This is a genomic window from Stutzerimonas sp. CXK-1 (assembly GCF_057738225.1).
The window spans coordinates 449,102-471,875 of sequence record NZ_CM173217.1 but is presented as its reverse complement, the minus strand read 5'-3'; the positions used below and the strand labels follow the sequence as shown (position 1 = coordinate 471,875).

At 66.6% G+C, this 22,774-nt stretch carries 21 protein-coding genes; 7 read left to right on the top strand and 14 right to left on the bottom strand.

Going from position 1 to position 22,774, the window contains the following annotated elements:
- Positions 1 to 79: 79 nt before the first annotated feature.
- Entirely contained in the window at positions 80 to 1,261 is a 1,182-nt protein-coding gene (locus AC0KXH_RS02285; RefSeq protein ID WP_488224082.1) for an acyl-CoA dehydrogenase, read from the bottom strand.
- Between the two features lie 175 nt (positions 1,262 to 1,436).
- Here AC0KXH_RS02285 and AC0KXH_RS02280 point away from each other — a divergent pair, with 175 nt between their 5' ends.
- Positions 1,437 to 2,339, top strand: a complete 903-nt coding sequence (locus AC0KXH_RS02280) for a LysR family transcriptional regulator (RefSeq protein ID WP_488224081.1) — start codon at positions 1,437 to 1,439, stop codon at positions 2,337 to 2,339.
- A gap of 135 nt (positions 2,340 to 2,474) precedes the next feature.
- Here the strand turns inward: AC0KXH_RS02280 and AC0KXH_RS02275 are convergent, their stop codons facing one another.
- The 10 genes from AC0KXH_RS02275 to glcD form a co-directional block, all read right to left on the bottom strand.
- A complete protein-coding gene (locus AC0KXH_RS02275; RefSeq protein WP_061337945.1) occupies positions 2,475 to 2,849 on the bottom strand; it encodes an SCP2 sterol-binding domain-containing protein in 375 nt (124 codons plus the stop codon).
- Between the two features lie 147 nt (positions 2,850 to 2,996).
- Positions 2,997 to 3,269, bottom strand: a complete 273-nt coding sequence (locus AC0KXH_RS02270) for an HU family DNA-binding protein (RefSeq protein ID WP_043218106.1) — start codon at positions 3,267 to 3,269, stop codon at positions 2,997 to 2,999.
- Positions 3,270 to 3,418: 149 nt separating this feature from the next.
- Complete coding sequence (locus AC0KXH_RS02265; RefSeq protein ID WP_212542852.1) at positions 3,419 to 4,603, bottom strand: NAD(P)/FAD-dependent oxidoreductase; 1,185 nt, start codon at positions 4,601 to 4,603, stop codon at positions 3,419 to 3,421.
- A gap of 31 nt (positions 4,604 to 4,634) precedes the next feature.
- Positions 4,635 to 4,802 carry a rubredoxin gene (locus AC0KXH_RS02260; protein ID WP_043218103.1) on the bottom strand — a complete coding sequence of 56 codons (168 nt, stop codon included), beginning with the start codon at positions 4,800 to 4,802 and terminating at the stop codon, positions 4,635 to 4,637.
- Between the two features lie 111 nt (positions 4,803 to 4,913).
- Positions 4,914 to 6,617 (bottom strand): L-lactate permease, encoded by a 1,704-nt coding sequence (locus AC0KXH_RS02255; protein WP_043218102.1) that lies wholly within the window; start codon positions 6,615 to 6,617, stop codon positions 4,914 to 4,916.
- A 231-nt stretch (positions 6,618 to 6,848) separates the two neighbouring features.
- Entirely contained in the window at positions 6,849 to 9,032 is a 2,184-nt protein-coding gene (locus AC0KXH_RS02250; protein WP_488224080.1) for a malate synthase G, read from the bottom strand.
- A 20-nt stretch (positions 9,033 to 9,052) separates the two neighbouring features.
- Positions 9,053 to 9,457, bottom strand: a complete 405-nt coding sequence (locus AC0KXH_RS02245; protein WP_061340262.1) for a heme-binding protein — start codon at positions 9,455 to 9,457, stop codon at positions 9,053 to 9,055.
- Between the two features lie 142 nt (positions 9,458 to 9,599).
- On the bottom strand, positions 9,600 to 10,817 hold the full coding sequence (glcF, locus tag AC0KXH_RS02240; protein ID WP_488224079.1) for a glycolate oxidase subunit GlcF: 1,218 nt from the start codon (positions 10,815 to 10,817) through the stop codon (positions 9,600 to 9,602).
- 6 nt (positions 10,818 to 10,823) lie between these two features.
- Positions 10,824 to 11,882, bottom strand: coding sequence for a glycolate oxidase subunit GlcE (gene glcE, locus AC0KXH_RS02235; RefSeq protein WP_488224078.1), 1,059 nt, complete (start codon positions 11,880 to 11,882; stop codon positions 10,824 to 10,826).
- On the bottom strand, positions 11,882 to 13,381 hold the full coding sequence (gene glcD / locus AC0KXH_RS02230) for a glycolate oxidase subunit GlcD (protein WP_212542857.1): 1,500 nt from the start codon (positions 13,379 to 13,381) through the stop codon (positions 11,882 to 11,884). Before glcD ends, glcE begins: the two co-directional genes overlap by 1 nt.
- Before the next feature lie 235 nt (positions 13,382 to 13,616).
- Here glcD and glcC point away from each other — a divergent pair, with 235 nt between their 5' ends.
- A complete protein-coding gene (glcC, locus tag AC0KXH_RS02225; RefSeq protein WP_043218095.1) occupies positions 13,617 to 14,390 on the top strand; it encodes a transcriptional regulator GlcC in 774 nt (257 codons plus the stop codon).
- A 77-nt stretch (positions 14,391 to 14,467) separates the two neighbouring features.
- Here the strand turns inward: glcC and AC0KXH_RS02220 are convergent, their stop codons facing one another.
- Positions 14,468 to 15,418, bottom strand: coding sequence for a sensor domain-containing diguanylate cyclase (locus tag AC0KXH_RS02220; RefSeq protein ID WP_369804578.1), 951 nt, complete (start codon positions 15,416 to 15,418; stop codon positions 14,468 to 14,470).
- Positions 15,419 to 15,550: 132 nt separating this feature from the next.
- Between AC0KXH_RS02220 and AC0KXH_RS02215 the strand changes: the two genes are divergently transcribed.
- From AC0KXH_RS02215 to AC0KXH_RS02195, 5 genes are all read left to right on the top strand, one after another.
- Positions 15,551 to 16,090 carry a chorismate--pyruvate lyase family protein gene (locus tag AC0KXH_RS02215; protein WP_200627503.1) on the top strand — a complete coding sequence of 180 codons (540 nt, stop codon included), beginning with the start codon at positions 15,551 to 15,553 and terminating at the stop codon, positions 16,088 to 16,090.
- A 46-nt stretch (positions 16,091 to 16,136) separates the two neighbouring features.
- On the top strand, positions 16,137 to 17,027 hold the full coding sequence (ubiA, locus tag AC0KXH_RS02210) for a 4-hydroxybenzoate octaprenyltransferase (protein ID WP_213150342.1): 891 nt from the start codon (positions 16,137 to 16,139) through the stop codon (positions 17,025 to 17,027).
- Between the two features lie 121 nt (positions 17,028 to 17,148).
- On the top strand, positions 17,149 to 17,838 hold the full coding sequence (phoB, locus tag AC0KXH_RS02205) for a phosphate regulon transcriptional regulator PhoB (RefSeq protein WP_043222862.1): 690 nt from the start codon (positions 17,149 to 17,151) through the stop codon (positions 17,836 to 17,838).
- Positions 17,839 to 17,924: 86 nt separating this feature from the next.
- Entirely contained in the window at positions 17,925 to 19,226 is a 1,302-nt protein-coding gene (gene phoR / locus AC0KXH_RS02200; protein ID WP_043218091.1) for a phosphate regulon sensor histidine kinase PhoR, read from the top strand.
- Between the two features lie 97 nt (positions 19,227 to 19,323).
- Positions 19,324 to 20,664 (top strand): hemolysin family protein, encoded by a 1,341-nt coding sequence (locus AC0KXH_RS02195; RefSeq protein WP_043218090.1) that lies wholly within the window; start codon positions 19,324 to 19,326, stop codon positions 20,662 to 20,664.
- Positions 20,665 to 20,706: 42 nt separating this feature from the next.
- Here AC0KXH_RS02195 and AC0KXH_RS02190 read toward each other — a convergent pair whose 3' ends face one another.
- The gene (locus AC0KXH_RS02190) at positions 20,707 to 21,603 is read right to left on the bottom strand and encodes a peptidoglycan DD-metalloendopeptidase family protein (RefSeq protein ID WP_237145183.1); all 897 of its coding nucleotides are present in this window, start codon (positions 21,601 to 21,603) and stop codon (positions 20,707 to 20,709) included.
- Positions 21,604 to 21,733: 130 nt separating this feature from the next.
- Complete coding sequence (locus tag AC0KXH_RS02185) at positions 21,734 to 22,639, bottom strand: response regulator (protein WP_043218086.1); 906 nt, start codon at positions 22,637 to 22,639, stop codon at positions 21,734 to 21,736.
- Positions 22,640 to 22,774 lie beyond the last annotated feature (135 nt).

Genomic DNA, 22,774 nt, shown 5'->3' with positions numbered 1-22,774 from the left:
GCAGGTCTTTTCCACCAATGGATACGGGACCGGGAGCAAAGGTGGAAAACGCTGTCGCGGTTTTCCACCCTACGAACCGTCAGAAGAACGCCTGGATGCCGGTCTGCGCGCGGCCGAGGATCAGTGCATGCACATCGTGGGTGCCCTCGTAGGTGTTCACCACCTCCAGGTTGACCAGGTGCCGGGCCACGCCGAACTCGTCGCTGATGCCATTGCCGCCCATCATGTCGCGCGCCATGCGCGCCACATCCAGCGCCTTGCCGCAGCTGTTGCGCTTCATGATCGAGGTGATTTCCACCGCGGCGCTGCCCTCGTCCTTCATCCGGCCGAGGCGCAGGCAACCCTGCAGGGCCAGGGTGATCTCGGTCTGCATGTCGGCCAGCTTCTTCTGGATCAGCTGGTTGGCCGCCAGCGCCCGGCCGAACTGCTGGCGGTCGAGCACGTACTGGCGCGCGGTGTGCCAGCAGAACTCGGCGGCGCCCAGCGCGCCCCAGCTGATGCCGTAGCGGGCACTGTTCAGGCAGGTGAACGGCCCCTTCAGCCCGCGCACGTCGGGGAAGGCGTTCTCTTCCGGGCAGAACACGTTGTCCATGACGATCTCGCCGGTGATCGACGCGCGCAGGCCGACTTTTCCGTGGATCGTCGGGGCGGACAGCCCTTCCCAGCCCTTTTCCAGCACGAAGCCGCGAATCTCGCCAGCCTCATCCTTGGCCCAGACCACGAAGACATCGGCGATCGGGCTGTTGGTGATCCACATCTTGCTGCCGGACAGCCGATAGCCGCCGTCGACCTTTTTCGCCCGGGTGACCATCGAACCGGGGTCGGAGCCGTGGTTCGGTTCGGTGAGGCCGAAGCAGCCGATGTATTCGCCGCTGGCCAGCTTGGGCAGGTACTTCTGCCTGGTCGCCTCGTTGCCGAATTCGAAGATCGGCACCATCACCAGCGAGGACTGCACGCTCATCATCGAGCGGTAGCCCGAATCGATGCGCTCGACCTCGCGGGCGATCAGGCCGTAGCACACGTAGTTCAGCCCGCTGCCGCCGTAGGCTTCGGGAATGGTCGCGCCGAGCAGGCCGGTCTCGCCCATCTCGCGAAAGATCGCCGGATCGGTGCGCTCATGGCGGAAGGCTTCCAGCACCCGCGGCGCCAGCTTGTCAGCGGCGAACTGCGCGGCGCTGTCACGCACCATGCGCTCTTCTTCGGTCAGCTGCTGGTCGAGCAGCAGCGGGTCGATCCAGTTGAAGCTTGCTTTGCCGGCCATTCGGGAGGCTCCTCTTGTTGTCTTCGGCACCGCAGGCGCGCGGGCGGGATGGGCTGATCCTAGGCGCCGCAACGGTGCGTCGCAAACGAGGATTTCGCACCAAACTGTGCGTTTCGCTCACTCCGAGATAAGCTTTTGTCCGATTATCAGGCTCATCACGTGAGGTCTTTGCATAATGCGCCGGAAGATTCCCAGCACCGCCGCGCTGATCGCCTTCGAGGCCGCCGCCCGCCACGAGAGCTTTACCCGCGCAGCCGACGAGCTGGCGCTGACCCAGAGCGCCATCTGCCGGCAGATTGGCGGGCTGGAGGAATTCCTCGGCCTGGCGCTGTTCCGCCGTTCGCGGCGCGGCGTGAAGCTGACCGCCGCCGGCCAATCCTACGCCCGTCGCATCGCCGCGCAGCTGGACGCGGTCGAGCGCGACACGCTGTCGGTGATGGGCCAGCAGGGCGCCATGAGCCTGGAGCTGGCCGTGGTGCCGACCTTCGGCACCCAGTGGCTGGTGCCGCGCCTCAGGCATTTCCAGGCGCTGCACCCGGAGATCACGGTGAACCTGACCAACCGCACCCGGCCCTTTCTCTTTGCCGATACCGAGTTCGATGCTGCCATCTACTTCGGCGATGCCGACTGGTCCGGTACCGAGGCGCACTACCTGATGCCCGAGGACCTGCAGCCAGTCTGCAGCCCCGCCCTGCTGCGCGACGCTCAGCCGTTCACGACCCAGGCCCTGAGCGAGCTGCCGCTGCTGCAGCAGACCACCCGGCCCTATGCCTGGCGGCAGTGGTTCGATTCGCTGGGGCTGAAAGTCGCCCGCGACATGACCGGCCCGCGGCTGGAGCTGTTCTCCATGCTGGCGCAGGCGGCCGAGCATGGCATGGGGGTGGCGCTGATCCCGCCGTTTTTGATCCAGCGCGAACTGGCCGAGGGGCGGCTGGTGCTGGCGCATCCGCACGCCTACCGCAGCGAGACGCGGGCGTACTACCTGATGATTCCCGAGCGCAAGGTGGAGTCGGCGGGGCTGGTGGCGTTTCGGGAGTGGTTGAAGGAGGAAGCGAGGGTTTGGCGGGAGGCGCCGTAGGGCCGTGTGGCCAGCCGTAGGGTGGAAAACCGCGCAGCGTTTTCCACCACAGGTAACGTGCAGCCCTGCGTCTGACGAGCCAGGAGCCCAGGACACCCCGAAATGAGGGCACCGGATCGCGGGCTCAGGGCGAAACTACTTCTTCTTTTTCGGCTTCAGGTATTTGGTCAGCCCCTGAAACCACATCACCAGCGCCGGATTGCCCTGGATCTGGATGTCCTTGTTCTGAATTCCCTGCATGAACGCCAGCTGCTTGTTCTTCGCCGTCATGGTCGCGAAACCATAGGCGGCATCCTTGAAGCCCAGGGAGAACGCTGGCTCAGTCGCCGGGCCGCGCTTGCTGGTGACGCGCTGGTCCTTCACCACGAAATGCCGGGCGACCTTGCCGTCCAGGGTGTGCAGCTGAAAGCTCAGGTTCTTGTCACCCAGCTGCTGCTGGAACTCGGGATTGGTGCGGCTGGCCTTGGCCATCAGGCGGCCAAGCATCCAGAGCAGGAAGCGAAATTTCATCAGGCGGGCATCCGACGGGAGGATTCGATTTGCGCCGCATTGTAGCGGCTCGTCGGCAGCGAAAAAGCGTGGGTAACGAGGAGTCCGAGCGGGACCGGGCAGTCAGATCGCCCGGAGCCCGGAGCCCGGAGGCTCCGGGGCAGCCCATCAGTTGATGGCGTCGCGCAGCATCTTTCCCGGCTTGAAGGCCACAGTGTTGCTGGCCTTGATGGTGACCGGCTCGCCGGTCTGCGGGTTCTTGCCGGCGCGGGCTCCGCGGTGGCGTTGGACGAAGGTGCCGAAACCGACCAGGGTGACGCTGTCCTTGCGGTTCAGCGCATTGGTGATTTCGTCCAGAACGGCGTTGAGGACACGGTTGGCCTGATCCTTGGACAGGTCAGCCTTCTCGGCGATGGCGGCGGCAAGTTCCGGTTTACGCATTGGTAGCCTCTGAGACTTTGTTGTTGTTGTGTCTTGGCCGCTCCCGAGGAACGACCCTGAAAGGCGCTGCGACAGCTCTAGCTGGGCAGACTCAGGGAGAATGGCACGCTGCTAGCACTGGCGCCAGTCTTCTACGACTCAAGGCTTAGTCAGCTCGAAGGCTTTAGCGTCAGAGTTTGCGGCAGTTCCGCCAGCACCGGCGGCAGCTGCCGATTGAGCGCGAGCTTGTCCTGCACCGCCGCGCCGGTCAGTGCATAGCCGAGCAGCTTGCCGTCTGCGCCCAGGTACAGCGCCTTGATGTCTGCGCCCTGCCCTTCGACAACCCAGCGCCCTGCAGCGTCGGCCGCCGGTGGCGAGACCACCAGCGGGCAGGCCGGCGTCTTCACCGTGACCGGCATGGGCCCGTAGCTGACCTCCGTCGGCGTGCCCAGCAGCGTGCGGGCCAGGGCGCGCACGCCACTCATCAGCGGCATCACATAGAGCAGGTTGAGCCCGTCGACCTCGGCGCAGTCGCCCAGCGCATAGACGTGCGGCGCGGAGGTGCGCAGCTGGCGGTCGACGGCAATACCGCGCGCGACGGCCAACCCCGCCTGGGCCGCCAGTTCGGTGCGCGGGCGCAGGCCGACGGCGCTGACCACCAGATCGCAATCCAGCCGGCGGCCGTCGGCCAATTGCGCGCTCAGCGCGTCGCCGTGGCGATCCAGCCGCTCGACCACGGTACCCAGGTGAAAGCGCGCACCCAGCGCCTCCAGGCCCTGGCGCACCGCCGCGGCCGGCTGCGGCGGCAACAGGCCGGGCATCAGTTGCTCGGCCGGCGCCACCACATCCACCTCGTAGCCGCCCAGGCGCAGGTCGTTGGCAAATTCACAGCCGATCAGCCCGGCGCCCATGATCAGCACCCGCTTGCGCCCCTGGGCGGCGGCACGGAAATGGCCGTAGTCGAGCAGGTCGTTGATCGGATGCACGGCATCGGCGGCATCGCCGGCCAGCGGTACCCGCAGCGTCTGCGCGCCCCAGGCGATCACCAGGTCGCGGTAGGCGACCGGCTCGTTGCCCAGCCAGATGCGCTGCGCCGCCGGCTCCAGCCGGGTGACCTCGGTATGGGTGCGAATCTCGGCCTTCAGCTGCGCGGCCATCGCACCGGCGCTGGCCATGCCCAGGCTTTCGGCATCCTTGTTCATGGCAAAACCGGTGGAGAGCATCGGCTTGGAATACGAGCGCCCATCGTCGCGGGTGATCAGCAGCAACGGTATGTCGCCGTCCAGCTTGCGCAGTTCGCGTGCGAGGTTGTAGCCGGCCAGGCCGGTGCCGATGATGACGATGGGTGCAGTCACGAAGTGTCCTCGCTCGGTTGGTAATCGGAAATCAGGAGATGGCGATCATTTCGAAGTCCATCTTGCCGACGCCACAGTCCGGGCATACCCAATCCTCGGGCACGTCTTCCCAGCGGGTGCCAGGGGCGATGCCGTCGTCCGGCCAGCCTTCGGCCTCGTCGTAGATGAATCCGCAGACCACGCACTGCCACTTTTTCATGTTTCACCTCGCTCGTTGCGTTGCGCCGCAGCCTATACCACAAGCGGCCGGCGGCAGAAGTCGACAAACGAAACGGGCGGCCGAAGCCGCCCGTTCCACCCGTTGCTGCGCTTAGCCAGCAGCGACCGTCAGCGGGTCGCCGATGCCCATCACGTAGAACCCGATCAGGCCGATGCTGCCAGCCAGGATGAGGTAGTACAGCGTCGGCAGCATGGTCTTGCGCAGGGTGACCCCTTCGCGACCGAGCAGGCCGACGGTGGCCGAGGCCGCTACCACGTTGTGGATGGCGATCATGTTGCCCGCCGCGGCGCCCACCGACTGCAGCGCCACCATCAGCGCACCGGAGAGGCCGAGCAGCCCCGCGGTGTTGAACTGGAACTGCGACAGCATCAGGTTCGACACGGTGTTGGAACCGGCGATGAAGGCCCCCAGTGCACCGACCGCCGGGGCGAAGAACGGATAGACCGAGCCCACGCTGTTGGCCACCAGCTGCGCCATGGCCACCGGCATGGACACCAGGTCCGAGCCGTTGACGCCCGAGTTGATGAGGATCCGCACCATCGGGATGGTGAAGATCAGCACGAAGCCCGCGCCGAGCAGCGTCTTGCTCGACTCCGACACCGCTGCCACCAGCTCGCCGGCACGCATGCGGTGCAGGAAGAAGGTGACGATCACCACCATGCAGAGAATCCCGCCCGGCAGGTACAGCGGCTCGAGGGTACCGGACACGCCGGTCTCACCGAGGATGTCCTTCCAGCCGAAGCTCAGCGACATCAGCGCTGCCTTGACTTCCGGGAACACGCGCGAGATCACCAGGAACACCGCCAGCAGCAGGTAGGGCGCCCAGGCCATCGGCACGGAGATCGGCGTCTTGCCGGCGACATCGTCGAGCTTCATCTCGATCTTGCCCATCCACTCGGCCGGCCATTCGCTCGCCGGAGCGAAGTCCCAGCTTTCCTTCGGCAGCAGGAAGCCGGCCTTGGCCGCCGGCACCACGATGGCCAGGCCGACCAGCGCGCCGATCATCGAGGGGAATTCCGGGCCGAGGAACACGCCGGCAGCGGCATAGGGGATGACGAAGCACAGACCGGTGAACACCGCGAACGGCGCCATCGCCAGGCCTTCGGCCCAGGATTTGTTGCGGCCGAAGAAGCGGGTCATGATGCTGAGCATGATCAGCGGCATGAGAATGCCGCACAGCGCATGGATGATCGCCACCCGCGAGAAGATCAGGTGGAAGAACACATCCCAGTTGCTGCCCAGGGCGATCAGCTGTTCACCGATCCCGGTCTTGTCCAGACCACCGCCCACACCGACCAGGATCGGCGTCCCCACGGCACCGAAGGATACCGGCGTCGACTGCACCATCATCCCCAGCACCACCGCCGCCAGCGCCGGGAAACCCAGTGCTACCAGCAGCGGCGCGGCGACCGCGGCCGGCGTACCGAAGCCCGAGGCGCCCTCGATGAAGCAGCCGAACAGCCAGGCCACGATCAGCGCCTGGACGCGACGATCCGGGCTGATGTTGGAAAAGCCCCGACGAATCGCGGCGATGCCCCCGGAGTGCTTGAGCGTGTTGAGCAGCAGGATCGCACCGAAGATGATCCAGAGGATCGCCGCGGTGAGAATGAGCCCCTGCAGCGTCGAGGCCAGGACGCGGTTGAACGTCATGTCCCAGGCAAGCAGCCCGATCAGCGCGGTGAGGACGAAAACCAGCGGCATCGCGTACTTGGCCGGCCAACGAAAGCCGATCAGCAGGACACCCGCCAGCACCAACGGCACGAAGGCCAGTATGGACAGTAGTGTTTGACTCATTGTTGGTTCCTGTTTTTGTTGTGAACCGCTTTTTTGTCCGGGCAAGCCCGGTGCCTTGCATGGATACCCGCCCCACCGTGACCCTGCGGCCGACGTCGTGGCGGTCCCCCGGGTGCCTGCCGTACTGCCTGGCAGGTCCCCATGCTCGAAAGCCCCGAGCGCCAAGAGGCGTCCGGGGCTCGTGTTTCAGCCGGGCGGGAGCGCACTCCCGCCTTGCCGCTCATCCAGGCCTCAGGCCGGGTTGGCCGCCTTGAAGCGCTGCCGCCACTGGTGCAGCAACGGCTCGGTGTAGCCGGCGGGCTGTTCGCGGCCCTTGAACACCAGATCGCTGGCGGCCTGGAAGGCGATGGACTTGGCATAGTCCGGCGCCATCGGGCGGTACAGCGGGTCACCGGCGTTCTGCTCGTCGACCACCTTGGCCATGCGCTCGAGCGTTTCCTGCACCTGCTCGCGGCTGACCACGCCGTGGTGCAGCCAGTTGGCGATGTGCTGGCTGGAGATGCGCAGGGTGGCGCGGTCTTCCATCAGGCCGACGTTGTGGATGTCCGGCACCTTGGAGCAACCGACGCCCTGCTCGACCCAACGCACCACGTAACCGAGGATGCCCTGGCAGTTGTTGTCCAGCTCCTGCTGCTTTTCCTCGGCGCTCCAGGTGTCCTCGGCGACCACCGGGATGGTCAGCAGATCATTGAGCAGCTGCTCGCGCTCGGCGGCCAGGTCGACCTTTTCCAGCTCGCTCTGCACGGCCTGCACGTCGACCTGGTGGTAGTGCAGCGCATGCAGGGTGGCACCGGTCGGCGACGGCACCCAGGCGGTGTTGGCGCCGGACTTCGGGTGGCCGATCTTCTGCTCGAGCATGGCCGCCATCAGGTCCGGCATGGCCCACATGCCCTTGCCGATCTGCGCCTTGCCGCGCAGGCCGCAGGCCAGGCCGACCAGCACGTTGTTGCGCTCGTAGGACTTGATCCACGGCGTGTTCTTCATGTCGCCCTTGCGCAGCACCGGGCCGGCTTCCATGCAGGTGTGCATCTCGTCACCGGTGCGGTCGAGGAAGCCGGTATTGATGAAGGCCACACGGCTCTTGGCCGCGGCGATGCAGGCCTTGAGGTTGGCGCTGGTGCGGCGCTCCTCGTCCATGATGCCCATCTTCAGGGTGAAGCGCGGTACGCCGATCAGGTCCTCGACGCGGCCGAACAGCTCGTCGGCAAAGGCGACTTCCTTCGGGCCATGCATCTTCGGCTTGACGATGTAGAAGCTGCCGGTGCGCGAGTTGCCCTTGCGCTTCAAGTCATGCTTGGCGATCAGGCTGGTGAACACGCCGTCCATGATGCCTTCGGGGATTTCGCTGCCGTCTTCCAGGAGGATCGCCGGGTTGGTCATCAGGTGGCCGACGTTACGGATGAACAGCAGCGAGCGGCCGTGCAGTTTCAGCTCGCCGCCGTCCGGCGCGCTGTATTCGCGGTCCGGGTTGAGGCGACGGACGAAGCTGGAATTGCCCTTGGCCACTTCCTCGCTGAGGGTGCCCTGCACGATGCCCAGCCAGTTGCGGTAGGCCAATACCTTGTCGTCGGCATCCACCGCGGCGACCGAGTCTTCGCAGTCGAGGATGGTCGACACGGCGGATTCGATCAGCAGGTCCTTCACGCCGGCGGCGTCGGTCTGGCCGATCGGGCTGTTCGGGTCGATCTGGATCTCGATGTGCAGGCCGTTGTTCTTTAGCAGCACGGCCTTGGGCTCGACCGCTTCGCCCTGGAAGCCGACGAATTTCTCCGGCTGCTTGAGGCCGGTGACGCTGCCGTTCTCCAGGGTGACCTTGAGCTGGCCATCCTGCACGCGGTAGGCGGTGGCGTCGGCGTGGCTGCCTTCGGCCAGCGGCGCGGCCTGGTCGAGGAAGTTGCGGGCAAAGGCGATGACCTTGGCGCCACGGACTTCGTTGTAGCCCGGGCCCTTCTGTGCGCCGCCCTCTTCGGAGATGGCGTCGGTGCCGTAGAGCGCGTCATACAGCGAGCCCCAGCGGGCGTTGGCCGCGTTCAGCGCATAGCGCGCGTTCATGATCGGCACCACCAGCTGTGGACCGGCCTGGGTGGCGATCTCGCTGTCGACGTTGGCGGTGTCGATCTTGACCTCGCCCGGCACCGGCAGCAGGTAGCCGATGGACTCGAGGAAGGCGCGGTAGGCGGCCATATCCTTGATCGGGCCCGGATTGGCCTTGTGCCAGGCGTCCAGCTCGAGCTGCAGGCGGTCGCGCTCGGCGAGCAGCTCGCGGTTCTTCGGCGCCAGGTCGTGGACCAGGGCATCCAGGCCCTGCCAGAAGGCGGCGGCTTCGATACCGGTGCCCGGCAGGACTTCGTCTTCGATGAAACGCTTGAGGTTGGCCGCGACTTGCAGGCGGCCCAGGGTTACACGCTCGGTCATCTGTCGTTCTCCTTGTCTGTTCAGTTGGCCAGGGCGGCGACGCCGGCCTTGGCGATCTGGGCGTCCTGCGCGGCGGTCACGCCGGACACGCCGACCGAGCCGATGACCTGGCCGTCGACCACCACCGGCACGCCGCCTTCCAGCGAGCAGACCACCGGCGCGGAGAGGAAGGCGCTGCGGCCACCGTTGACCATATCTTCATAACCCTTGGTTTCGCGGCGACCGAGCGCGGCGCTGCGGGCCTTCTCGCTGGCGATGTAGGAGGCGATCGGCGCACAGCCATCCAGACGCTCCAGCGCCAGCGGGTGGCCGCCGTCGTCGGCGACGACGATGGTCACGGCCCAGCCGTTGGTCTGCGCTTCGGCGCGGGCGGCGGCGAGGATGGTGGCGACTTCGGTCTGGCTCAGTACGGCTTTGCTTTTCATCTCGATTCTCCTGTCTGCGTATTTCGGTTGTTCGGTTGGCGCGCGGCGGGCGGGCCGGAGGGTTCGATTCGGTGGAAATTCGCTTTGCGAGATTTCCACCCTACGGCGTCGTAGGGTGGAAAACGGCGCAGCCTTTCCACCGTCACCCCATCGATTCCTCGACCACTTCGATCCAGTGCTTGACCGGCGTGCGGCCGGCGCCGTCGAGGTGGGTCTGGCAGCCGATGTTGGCGGTGACGATCACTTCCGGCTTGCCGCTCTCCAGCGCGTTGAGCTTGTTGTCGCGCAGCTGGTGGGAAATCTCCGGCTGGGTGATCGAATAGCTGCCCGCCGAGCCGCAGCACAGGTGCGCATCGGGCACCGCGGTGAGCTGGAAGCCCAGGCGGGTGAGCACGTCTTCGACCGCGCCGCCGAGCTTCTGTGCGTGCTGCAGGGTGCACGGGCAGTGGAAGGCCATGCGCTTGTCGGCGCGCACGTCGAGCTTTTCCAGCTCGGCGCTGCGCAGCACCTCGACCAGGTCCTTGGCCAGCTCGCTGACCCGTGCGGCCTTCGCCGCGTAGGCCGGGTCGTCCTTGAGCAGATGGCCGTATTCCTTGACGAAGGCGCCGCAGCCGCTGGCGGTCTGCACGATGGCTTCGGCACCCGCCTCGATGGCCGGCCACCAGGCGTCGATGTTGCGTCGTGCGCGCTCGAGGCCGGCGTCCTGGGCGTTGAGGTGGTAGTCCACCGCACCGCAACAGCCGGCCTCACGCGCCGGGCTGACGCTGATGCCCAGGCGGTCGAGCACGCGCGCGGCGGCGGCGTTGGTGTTCGGCGACAGGCTCGGCTGCACGCAGCCCTCGAGCATCAGCACGCGACGCTGGTGCATGACCTGCGGGCGCGGTTTGGCCGGGCGAATCTCGCGCGGCAGGTGGTCCTTCAGCGAGGCCGGCATCAGCGGCTTGAGCGCATTGCCGGTACCGAGCAGCGCCTTGAACAGCCCCGGACGCGGGATCACCGTGCGCAGGCCGCCGCGCACCAGGCGCTCGCCCAACGGGCGCTGGACCTGGCGCTCGATGAAGTCGCGGCCGATATCCAGCAGATTGTGGTACTTCACCCCGGATGGGCAGGTGGTCTCGCAGTTGCGGCAGGTCAGGCAGCGATCCAGGTGCAGCTGGGTGCTCTCGGTCACCTCGCCGCCCTCGAACATCTGCTTCATCAGGTAGATGCGCCCGCGCGGGCCATCCAGCTCGTCACCGAGCAGCTGGTAGGTCGGGCAGGTGGCATTGCAGAAACCGCAGTGCACGCAGGAGCGCAGGATGCTTTCGGCTTCCTCGGCGCGCGGCAGTTTTTTCGCGGCTTCGCTCAGATTCGTTTGCATACGTCGTCAGACCTCGGAATACATGCGGCCGGGGTTGAAGATCCCCTGCGGATCGAGCGCGGCCTTGAGCTGGCGGTGGTAGCGCAACAGCGGCGCCGACAGCGGCTGGAACGGCTCGGCGGCACCGGCGGTGAAACAGGTGGCATGGCCGCCGACTTCCGCCGCGATGGCGCGGATGCTTGCCGCGTCGGCATCGGACTTCAGCCAGCGCTGGGCGCCGGCCCAGTCCACCAGTTGCTCGCCCGGCAGGGCCACGGCCGGCGTGTTGTTCGGCAGCGACAGGCGCCACAGCGGGCGCGCGTCGGCAAAGAAGGCCAGGCGCTGCTCGCGCAGGTCATTCCAGTAGCCGGGCTCGAGGTCCTCGCCACCGATGCGTTCGCGCGCGGCGTTGACCGACCCTTCGCCGCCTTCCAGGCGCAGGTGCAGCACCTGGCCGTCATGGCTGGCGGCGCTGATCGGTACCGGCTGCTGGCCCCATTCGGCAAGCTTGAGCAGCGCGCGCTCGAGGTCGATTTCCAGACGCAGGCTGGTGCACTGGCGCGGCTTGGGCAGGACCTTGAGCGAAACTTCGGTGAGCACGCCGAGGCAACCGAAGCTGCCGGCCATCAGGCGCGACAGGTCGTAGCCGGCGACGTTCTTCATCACCTCGCCGCCGAAGCGCAGGTGCTTGCCCTGGCCGGTGATGATGCGCGAGCCGAGCACGAAGTCGCGCACCGAACCGCTCCACGGGCGCCGCGGGCCGGACAGCCCGGCGGCGATCATGCCGCCGACGGTGGCGCCTTCGCCGAAGTGCGGCGGCTCGCAGGGCAGCATCTGCCCGGCTTCGTCCAGGGTGGCCTCGAGTTCGGCCAGCGGCGTGCCGGCACGCACGCTCACCACCAGTTCGGTGGGGTCATAGCTGACGATGCCGCGGTGCTCGCGCACGTCGAGCAGCTGGCCCTCGACCGCGCGACCGAGGAATGCCTTGGTCGCGCCACCCTGGATGCGCAGCGGGGTCTTGGCGGCGAGCGCCTGGTTGACCTGGTCCAGCAACAGCGCGCTGGCGTCGTTGGCGAATACGGACATCAGAAACGCTCCAGTTCGGGGAAAGGCAGCTGACCGTTGTGGATGTGCATGCGGCCGAATTCGGCGCAGCGATGCAGGGTCGGGATGTTCTTGCCGGGGTTGAGCAGGCCGCTCGGGTCGAACGCCGCTTTCACCGCGTGGAACAGGGTCAGCTCGTCGCTGTTGAACTGCGCGCACATCTGGTTGATTTTCTCGCGGCCGACACCGTGCTCGCCGGTGATGCTGCCGCCGACCTCGACGCAGAGTTCGAGGATCTTGCCGCCCAGTTCCTCGGCGCGCTCCAGCTCACCGGGCTGGTTGGCATCGAAGAGGATCAGCGGGTGCATGTTGCCGTCGCCGGCGTGGAACACGTTGGCCACGCGCAGTCCGAACTGCTCGGACAGATCGGAAATGCCCTTGAGCACGCCCGGCAGCTCGCGCCGCGGAATGGTGCCGTCCATGCAGTAGTAGTCCGGCGAGATGCGCCCGACCGCCGGGAAGGCGTTCTTGCGCCCTGCCCAGAAGCGCACGCGCTCGGCTTCGTCCTTGGCCAGGCGCACTTCGGTGGCGCCGGCCAGCTTGAGCACTTCGCTGACGCGCGCACAGTCGTCGTGCACGTCGGCTTCCACGCCATCCAGCTCGCAGAGCAGGATCGCCTCGGCATCCACCGGATAGCCGGCGTGGATGAAGTCCTCGGCGGCGCGGATCGACAGGTTGTCCATCATCTCCAGGCCGCCGGGGATGATGCCGGCGGCGATGATGTCGCCCACCGCACGGCCGGCCTTCTCCACCGAGTCGAAGGCGGCCAGCAGCACCTTGGCCACCTGCGGCTTGGGCAGCAGCTTGACGGTCACCTCGGTAACGATGCCGAGCATGCCCTCGGAACCGGTGAACAGCGCCAGCAGGTCGAAGCCCGGCGAATCCAGCGCGTCGGAGCCGAGCACCATGCGCTCGCCTTCGACGGTGAGGATTTCCACCTTGAGCAGGTTGTGCACGGTCAGGCCGTATTTCAGGCAGTGCACGCCACCGGCGTTCTCGGCGACGTTGCCGCCGATCGAGCAGGCGATCTGCGACGAGGGGTCCGGCGCGTAGTACAGCTCATGGGGCGCGGCGGCCTGGGAAATCGCCAGGTTGCGCACGCCGGGCTGGACGCGGGCGAAGCGCCCGGCCGGGTCGACCTCGAGAATCTTGTTGAAGCGCGCCATCACCAGCAGGATGCCCTGCTCCAGCGGCAACGCACCGCCGGACAGCCCGGTGCCGGCGCCGCGGGCGACCACCGGCACGCCGCGCTGGTGACAGAGCTTGAGCAGGGTTTCGACCTGCTCGACCCGCTCGGGCAGCACCACCAGCATCGGCGTGGTGCGGTAGGCCGACAGGCCGTCGCATTCGTACGGCTTGAGGTCTTCGCCGCGATGGAGGATTTCCAGGTCCGGCAGCGCTCGCTGCAGCTCGGCCAGCAGGGCGGCCTTGTCGACCTTGGGTAACGCGCCGTCGACGCGTTCGTCGTAGAGGATATTCATGCAGATTCGCCGCTCTCGTACGGTCACCCCAGCACGGCCGCTGCGGTGAGATGCCGCATCTTTAGCCGGCCCGGGCGGCGGCGTCCATGCCAGCGACAACTGGTCCTACCAGTTTTTGTAGTGAGACCCTGCAAGGCACTACGCGAAACCCGCTCCGACCGGCGCCACTGCACATCTGCAGGCACTGAGGCTAAACTCGCCGGCAACTGGTCCTACCAGCTGTGGAGAACCCTGCATGCTGAGCGAAAAACACAATGACCGTCGTCAAGTCGCCGACGTGGTGGCCGAGCGCATCGAACGCTTGATCGTCGATGGCGTGCTCAAGGTCGGCCAGGCGCTGCCCTCCGAGCGGCGTCTGTGCGAGAAGCTCGGCATCTCGCGGTCGGCGCTGCGCGAGGGCCTGCGGGTGCTGCGCGGGCGCGGCATCATCGAGACGGCGCAGGGCCGCGGCTCCTTTGTCGCGCAGCTGTCCGACAGCCACGACGCCAGCCCGCTGATGCACCTGTTCAACTCGCAGCCGCGCACGCTTTACGACCTGCTCGAAGTGCGCGCCCTGCTCGAAGGCGAATCGGCACGGCTGGCGGCGCTGCGCGGTACCGAGGCGGATTTCATCCTGCTGCGCCGGCGCTACGAGGAAATGCTCGCCGCGCATGCCGATGGCGAAGGCGCCGACCCGCGTGAACATGCCCGGCTGGACCACGCCTTTCACCTGGCCATCTGCGAGGCCTCGCACAACCCGGTGCTGGTGCACACCCTGCAGTCGCTCACCGACCTGATGCTCAGCACCGTGTTCGCCTCGGTGAACAACCTCTATCACCGGCCGGCCCCCAAGCGGCAGATCGATCGCCAGCATTCGCGGCTCTACCATGCCGTCACCGAGCGCCTGCCGGATCAGGCGCAGCGCGCGGCGCGCGACCACATCCACAGCATTCGCGACAACCTCAAGGAAATCGAGCAGGAGGAGCAGCGACTGGTGCGGGCGACCATGCGGTTGGAGGGTTGGGCGTAAAACCCGGAAGCTGGACGAACGCAGGGGGGCTGTCGATTCTTACACCCAAACCGGGCCCTCGAAAGCTCACCTCAGGGCTAAGCGAGTACCGCCTGGTCGCGGCCCTGATGCTTGGCCTTGTAGAGCAGGCTATCCACCCTTTCGAGAAAGGCCTCGGGCTGGTCGAACGGGCCTGGTACGAGAGTACCGACGCCTAGACTGATCGTCAGCAGCGGTGCGACCTGGGAGTGGGCGTGCTGGATATTTTGTTCGCGAATCAGCTGGCGACAGCGCTCGGCAACCTGGGCAGCAGCCTGCGCATCGGTCTCTGGAAGCAACAGGACGAACTCTTCACCGCCATAACGGGCCAGCAGGTCACGCGGGCGCACGGCGGCACCGCTCAAGGCCTGGCCAACGCTTTTCAGGCAATCGTCGCCACGCACATGGCCATAGTGGTCGTTGTACTGCTTGAAATAGTCGATATCCAGCAGGATCAGGGATAGCGGCAGGCTGTTGCGCTGGGCATTGCTCCACTCCATCTGCAAGCGGTTGTCGAACATGCGCCGGTTGGCCACGCCGGTAAGGCCGTCCTGATAGGAAAGTTCTTCCAGCTGCTTCTGCAGCTGCAACAGCTTTTGCTCGGTCTGCTTGCGCTCACTGATGTCGAACATGAAGCCAACCAGCGCTTCGACCTCGCCCGCGGCATTGCGCAGCACATGCACCACATCGCGGATCCACACATAACGGCCGTCGCGGGTCAGCGCGCGATAGTCGGCCTCGTGGTCGAGCCCTGACTGGGACTGCGCCACACAGAAATTCACCACCCACTCGCGGTCTTCAGGGTGCATGCGCTCTGCCCAGTCATTGGCGCTCAGCCAACTGCCCTGCGGCCAGCCCAGCAGGGTTTCGATCTGCGGGCCGATATAGGCAAACGTCATGGTGGCCCAGTCGATCTTCCAGGGGATGGCTTTGGTCGATTCCAGCAAGGTCTTGTACACCGCACTATCGTTCATCATCGAGCCGTTCATCATCGAGTCGTGCAGGTGCATGGCGGACATTCCGGGCGGGGAATGCGCAGGTTGTAACCAACATCGGCAACCCGCGCAACCGCCGGGGCCATCGCGCTGGCCGGCTTTCTTGTTAGACTCCCCGCCTTCTCGGAACCGCACCCTCTATCGCCTGTGCCTGAACTTCACACATGGCTGACCGCCAACCAACTGCCGACGCCGCTCGACCCGCTGCAGCATGACTGGCTCTACGTCGACAAAGGCTCGCTCACCCGACGCCTCACCGAGCTGGCAGGCGGTGCGTTCAGCGTCACGCCGCTCGTCGAGGGCTGGCAGCTGCTGCGTGACGACGAATGCAGTGCGCTGGGCGTGGCCGGGGGCAGCGAAGGCTGGGTGCGCGAAGTCTACCTGTGTGGGCACGGGCGGCCCTGGGTGTTCGCCCGCAGCGTCGCCGCACGCGCCGCGCTGGAGCGTTCCGACATGGACCTGCAGCGCCTGGGCAGCCGCTCGCTCGGCGAACTGCTGTTCAGCGACCCGGCATTCACCCGCGGCACGCTGCAAGCCTGCCGCTACCCGGCGGCCTGGCTGCCGCCGGAGCATCGCCACCCCGACCTGTGGGCGCGCCGCTCGCGCTTCAGTCGCGAGCCCCTCGGCGTGCTGGTTGCTGAGGTATTCCTGCCCGAACTCTGGCAAGCCGCCGGCCTCGCGCCGTGAGCCGCGCTGCCGCGTCTGATTCGTCATCTTCCGCACGGAGCCGCCGATGTATCTGAAACTCCTGCAATCGTGCAATCGCCTTCACCCGCGCGCCTGGGACTTCATCCAGCTGATGCGCTGGGATCGACCGATCGGCATCTACCTGCTGCTCTGGCCGACGCTCACCGCCCTGGTGATCGCCGGCGGTGGCCGACCGAGCGTCGCCAACGTGATCATCTTCACGCTCGGCGTGTTCTTCATGCGCTCGGCCGGCTGCGTGATCAACGACTTCGCCGACCGCAATTTCGATGGCCATGTGCAGCGCACCCGCGAGCGGCCGATGGCCACCGGCCGGGTCAAGCCGCGCGAGGGCTGGGTGCTGTTCGCCGTGCTGGTGACGCTGAGCTTCGGCCTGGTGCTGCTGACCAACGCCACCACCGTGTGGCTGTCGTTCGGCGCACTGGCGGTCGCCTCGCTCTACCCGTTCATGAAGCGCTACACCTACTACCCGCAGGTGGTGCTCGGCGCAGCCTATTCCTGGGGCATCCTGATGTGCTTTACCGCCGAGCGCGGCAGCCTGCCGCCGGAGGCCTGGCTGCTGTTCGTCGCCAACGTGGTGTGGACGGTGGCCTACGACACCTACTACGCGATGGCCGACCGCGAGGACGACCTGAAGATCGGCATCAAGTCCACCGCGATCCTGTTCGGCGATGCCGACCGCGTGGTCGTCCTCACGCTGCAGGGCCTGGCGCTGTTCTGCCTGGCGCTGGCCGGCGCGCGCTTCGAGCTGGGCCTGTTCTTCAATGCCGGATTGCTGGTCGCGCTCGGCCTGTACCTCTGGGAGTTCCGCCAGACCCGCACACGCGACCGCCAGGCCTGCTTCCACGCCTTCCTGCACAATCACTGGGCCGGGCTGGCCGTGCTGGTCGGCTGCATCCTCGACTACGCCGCCCGCTGAGCGGCCTCCGCCCCTGGCGCAGACGGCCTGTTGACGCCATGCTGGCCGTCTCCAGGCTGTCACATCGCTGCAACAATTGCGTTATCTAATGCCGGGCGACAAGAACGACCGAGGCTTGACCATGAACGGCAAGAGCATACTGATCGTCGACGACGAAGCGCCGATCCGCGAGATGATCGTCGTCGCCCTGGAAATGGCCGGCTACGAGTGCCTGGAGGCGGAGAACACCCAACAGGCGCATGCCCTGATCGTCGATCGCCAGCCCGACCTGATCCTGCTCGACTGGATGCTCCCGGGCACCTCCGGCATCGAACTGGCGCGCCGGCTCAAGCGCGACGAGCTGACCGCCAACACGCCGATCATCATGCTCACCGCCAAGGATGAGGAAGACAACAAGATCCAGGGCCTGGAAGTCGGTGCCGACGACTACATCACCAAGCCCTTCTCGCCGCGCGAACTGGTCGCCCGTCTGAAGGCCGTCCTGCGGCGCGCCGCTCCTGCCGACAACGAGACGCCGATCGAGATCGGTGGCCTGCTGCTCGATCCGATCAGCCACCGCGTCACCATCGACGGCAAGCCGGCCGAGATGGGCCCGACCGAATACCGCCTGCTGCAGTTCTTCATGACCCACCAGGAGCGTGCCTATACCCGCGGCCAGCTGCTCGACCAGGTCTGGGGCGGCAACGTCTACGTCGAAGAACGCACCGTCGACGTGCACATCCGCCGCCTGCGCAAGGCACTCGGCGAAGCCTACGAAAACCTGGTGCAGACGGTGCGCGGCACCGGCTATCGTTTCTCGACGAAGAACTGAGCCGACATGAGCGAGGCTCTGCGCCAGCGCAAACGCGCAGGACAGCCCGAACGGCCACACCTGCCACTGGATCGGGAGCACAGGGATTGAACCGCGACTGGCAAGGCGCGCTGGTGCGCAAGCTGCTGCTTCTGCTGGGCGTCTGCCTGCTGCTGGGCCTGGCGACCGGCGAATACGGCTGGGCCCTGGCGCTCGGCGCGCTCGGCTACCTGGCCTGGACGCTTTATCAGGTGCTGCGCCTGCAGCGCTGGCTCAAGAGCAGCGAGCCGGATTCCCCGCCTCCGGATGCGGTGGGCCTGTGGGGCGACGTGTTCGACAGCCTCTACCAGATGCAACGCCGCGACCTGCGCCTGCGCGGCCAGCTGCAGGCCGTGATCGACCGCGTGCAGGGCTCGACCGCTGCACTCAAGGATGCGGTGATCATGCTCGACAGCGACGGCAACCTGGAATGGTGGAACCCCGCCGCCGACCACCTGCTCGGCCTGAAGAAGCGCCAGGATAGCGGCCACCCGATCACCAACCTGGTGCGTCATCCGGCGTTCAAGGAATATTTCGAGAAGGGCCACTACGAGGAGCCGCTGGAGCTGATCTCGCCGATCAACGACCGCATCCGCCTGCAGTTCAACATCACCCGCTACGGCAACAGCGAGCATCTGCTGCTGGTACGCGACATCACCCGGCTGCATCAGCTCGAACAGATGCGCAAGGATTTCGTCGCCAACGTCAGCCACGAACTGCGTACCCCGCTGACGGTGATCTCCGGCTATCTGGAGACGCTGCTGGAGAACAGCGACCAGGTCAACCCGCGCTGGCTGCGCGCCCTGCAGCAGATGAACCAGCAGGCCGGACGCATGCAGCACCTGCTCAACGACCTCTTGCTGCTGGCCAAGCTCGAAGCCACCAACCCACCCACCGGAGGCGTGCCGCTGGACATCGCCGCGCTGTTGCAGACCGTGCAGCACGACGCCCAGGCGCTGTCCGGCGAGCGCGGCCATCGCATCAGTCTCGAGGCCGATGCGTCGCTGCGGCTCAAGGGCAGCGAGTCGGAGCTGCGCAGCGCCTTCTCCAACCTGGTGTTCAATGCGGTCAAGTACACGCCCGACGGCGGCGACATTCGCATCCGCTGGTGGCGCAACGAGTACGGTGCGCACCTGAGCGTCGAGGACAACGGCATCGGCGTCGAACAGAAGCACCTGCCACGCCTGACCGAGCGCTTCTACCGGGTCGACTCCAGCCGCGCCAGCAGCACCGGCGGCACCGGCCTCGGCCTGGCCATCGTCAAGCACGTACTGCTGCGCCACCACGGCCGCCTGGATATCAGCAGTACGCCCGGCAAAGGCAGCGTATTCACCTGCCACTTCCAGCCAGAGCAGGTGGTGACCGACTAGACCGAACGATGGATTCGTCGGCGGCAACGCCCGGCTCGCTTGAAATGCCGCCGGGCTGCCCCCATCCTCACGCGGGTCAACGGCCTTTCCCGAGCTCATGGACCCTTCCCCCGGTTACACCGCCCCCTCGTACTTCGCCGATTTCGGCCTGATTCTCTTTGCCCTGTTCCTGGTACTGCTCAACGGCTTCTTCGTTGCCGCCGAGTTCGCCATGGTCAAGCTGCGCTCCACTCGCGTCGAGGCGATCGCCGATGCGCATGGCTGGCGCGGGCGCATCCTGCGCAAGGTGCACAACCAGCTCGACGCCTACCTGTCGGCCTGCCAGCTGGGCATTACGCTCGCCTCGCTGGGCCTGGGCTGGGTCGGCGAGCCGGCCTTCGCCCATCTGCTCGAGCCGGTGCTGGCCGCCGTCGGCATCGATTCGCCGGCGCTGGTGCACGGCATCGCCTTCTTCACCGCGTTTTTCATCATTTCCTACCTGCACATCGTGGTCGGCGAGCTGGCGCCCAAGTCCTGGGCGATCCGCAAACCCGAGCTGCTGTCGCTGTGGACGGCCGCACCGCTGTACCTGTTCTACTGGCTGATGTACCCGGCGATCTACCTGCTCAACGCCAGCGCCAACGCCATCCTGCGGATCGCCGGCCAGGGCGAGCCCGGGCCGCATCACGAGCATCACTACACGCGTGACGAGCTCAAGCTGATCCTGCACTCGAACCGCGCCATGGACCCGAGCAACCAGCACATCCAGGTACTCGCCTCGGCGGTGGAAATGAGCGAACTGGAGGTCGTCGACTGGGCCAACTCGCGCGAGGACCTGGTGCAGCTCGAGCACGATGCGCCGCTGGCCGACATCCTCGAGCTGGTGCGTCGGCACAAGTACAGCCGCTATCCGGTCTACAACCGCGACCTCGGCGAATACGTCGGCCTGCTGCACATCAAGGACCTGCTACTGGCCCTGGCCGGCGACGAGCGGCTCGCCGAGCATTTCTGCCTGGACGACCTGCTGCGCCCGCTCGACCGGGTGTCCAAGCACATGCCGCTCAATGCCCTGCTCGAGCAGTTCCGCCAGGGCGGCGCGCATTTCGTGCTGGTCGAGGAAGGCGACCACAAGGTGATCGGCTTCCTGTCGATGGAAGACGTGCTCGAAGTGCTCGTCGGCGACATCCAGGACGAACACCGCAAGGCCGAGCGCGGCATCCTTGCGTACCAGCCCGGCAAGCTGCTGGTACGCGGCGACACGCCGCTGTTCAAGATCGAACGGCTGCTCGATGTCGACCTCGACCACATCGAGGCCGAAACCCTCGCCGGGCTGGTCTATGAGAGCCTCAAGCGCGTTCCCGAGGAGAACGAGGAACTGCGCGTCGACGGCTTGCAGATCATCGTCAAGAAGATGCGCGGGCCGAAGATCGTCCTGGCCAAGGTGCTCAAGGCGTCGTAGAAACCACCAGCCCCGGGACGACGATAATGAAGGGGGGCTGCGTCACTCGCCGCCCACGGCGAAGTTCGGCAGGCTGTTGACCGGCTGGGCGAAGTCGAAGGGAATCGACTCGATCGCCAGCCCGACGTTGCGCTGCACCACGAAGTGCAGGTGCGGCCCGGTGCTGTTGCCCGTATTGCCAGAGCGCGCCAGCCGTTCCCCGGTTGCGACGCGCTGGCCTTCGCGCACCATCACCGAGCCCTGCATCAGGTGCAGGTAAACGCCCATGGTGCCGTCATCGTGCAGCACGCGAACGAAGTTGCCGGCCGGGTTGTTGCCGCGCCCGCTCTGCTCGTTCTCCACCTTCACCACCATGCCGCCGCGCGCGGCAATGATCGGCGTGCCCTCGGGCATGGCGATGTCCACGGCATAGCGGCCCTTGGCAGTGAAATGGCTGTACTGGCCATTGGCGCCCTGCGTCTGGCGGAACGGGCCGCCGCGCCAGGGCAACGGGTACTTGTAGGGCTTGGGCAGCAGGCGCGGGTCACCCAGGGCGTGGCGCAGGCGCGGTGTGTAGCGCAGCGGCTTGGCCGGATCGCGCGGCGCCAGGGTGGCCAGGCGGATCTGGCTGCGCGGCGGCAGGACCCAGCGAATCGGCTTGTCCGGCGCACCGACGGCATTGCTGACGTTGCTCAGGCTCAGCTCGATGTCCACCGGGGCGAACAGGTCGTTGCGCACCAGCAGGGTTTCGCCAGCGGCATGCTTGCGCGTCTCGAGCTTCACCTGGTTGTCGAGCTTCTCGACCATGCGGTCGCGAAACACGAACACACGTGCACCCGGTGCGGCCTGGTCGGAATAGGTCACCACACCGTTGGCATCGGTGTACTTGTAGATGGTCAGCGCGCTGGCCGGCATCACGGCCAGCGACAGCCCGAGCAGCAGAAGGATACGCCCCAGCATGATGGCAATTCTGGTAGTTGTAGGAGTGTTGGCGGGCACAGCCTAGCAGTGCCCTGCAGCGCGCGGCGAGCGGCCAGCCCCGCGGCTGTGAAACGCATCAAGCACAGGTGGCTCCAGGCGATGGGCGGCGCTAGGCCCCCGGGACGAAATGCCGCTGGGCGGTGCCGCGGGCGATCAGCCGGGACAGATAGTCCAGCTTCTGCGGGTCGCGGTCGACGAAGCGGAACGATAGCTGCAGCCACTCGCTGTCAGGCTTGGGCTCGAGTGCCGCCACCGCGTGCAGATAGCCGTTGAGCCGCGCCACCTCGGCGCCCTCGCCCTGCTCGAGGTCGAGCACGGCGCTTTCCAGCACCTGCGGCAGGTCGTCGCCTCGACGCACCACCAGCAGCGCCTCCTTCAGACTCAGCGCCTTGATCACGCAGGCCTGGGTGCCGGCGGCCAGGCGCAACTGGCCCTGGCCGCGCCCGCCCGACGCCGCCGCAGGCTTGCTCGCCGCTGGGGCCGCGGCAGGCGGCGCGGCCACCGGCGCCGTCGCCTCCGGCTTGGGCTGGCGCACGACCTCGGCCTTGCCGCCGGTCAGCGCAGCGAGCGAATCGTTGGCGACGCCACCGGCCAGCGCTCGGGTCGGCGCGCTGGCGGCCAGGGCATCGAGCTTGCCGGCCCGGCCGAGCGCCTTGCGCACCTTGGTCGCCAGCTGCTCGTTGGAGAACGGCTTGCCGATATAGTCCGAGACGCCGGACTGGATCGCCTGCACGACGTTCTCCTTGTCGCCGCGGCTGGTGACCATGATGAAAGGCACGGTCTTGAGTGCGTCCTGCGCGCGGCACCAGGTAAGCAGTTCGAGCCCGGACATCTCGGGCATTTCCCAGTCGCAGAGGATCAGGTCGAAACGCTCGCGGCCCAGCAACTGCTGGGCCTTGCGGCCATTGACGGCCTCTTCGATGACGATGCCGGGGAACTGACTGCGCAGGCCCTTCTTGATCAGGTCGCGGATGAAAGGCGCATCATCCACCACCAGTACGCTGACTTTGCTCATCGGTCCCTCCCCTAGCCGTTGCGGCAAGCATATCGGCAAAGCATGTCGAGACTGAAGCGCGACGACCTGCCGGACGCCGCAACGCAGACAGCCATTCGCGGTCGCGGCATACTCTGCCCTTTTTCGAGCGCAGCC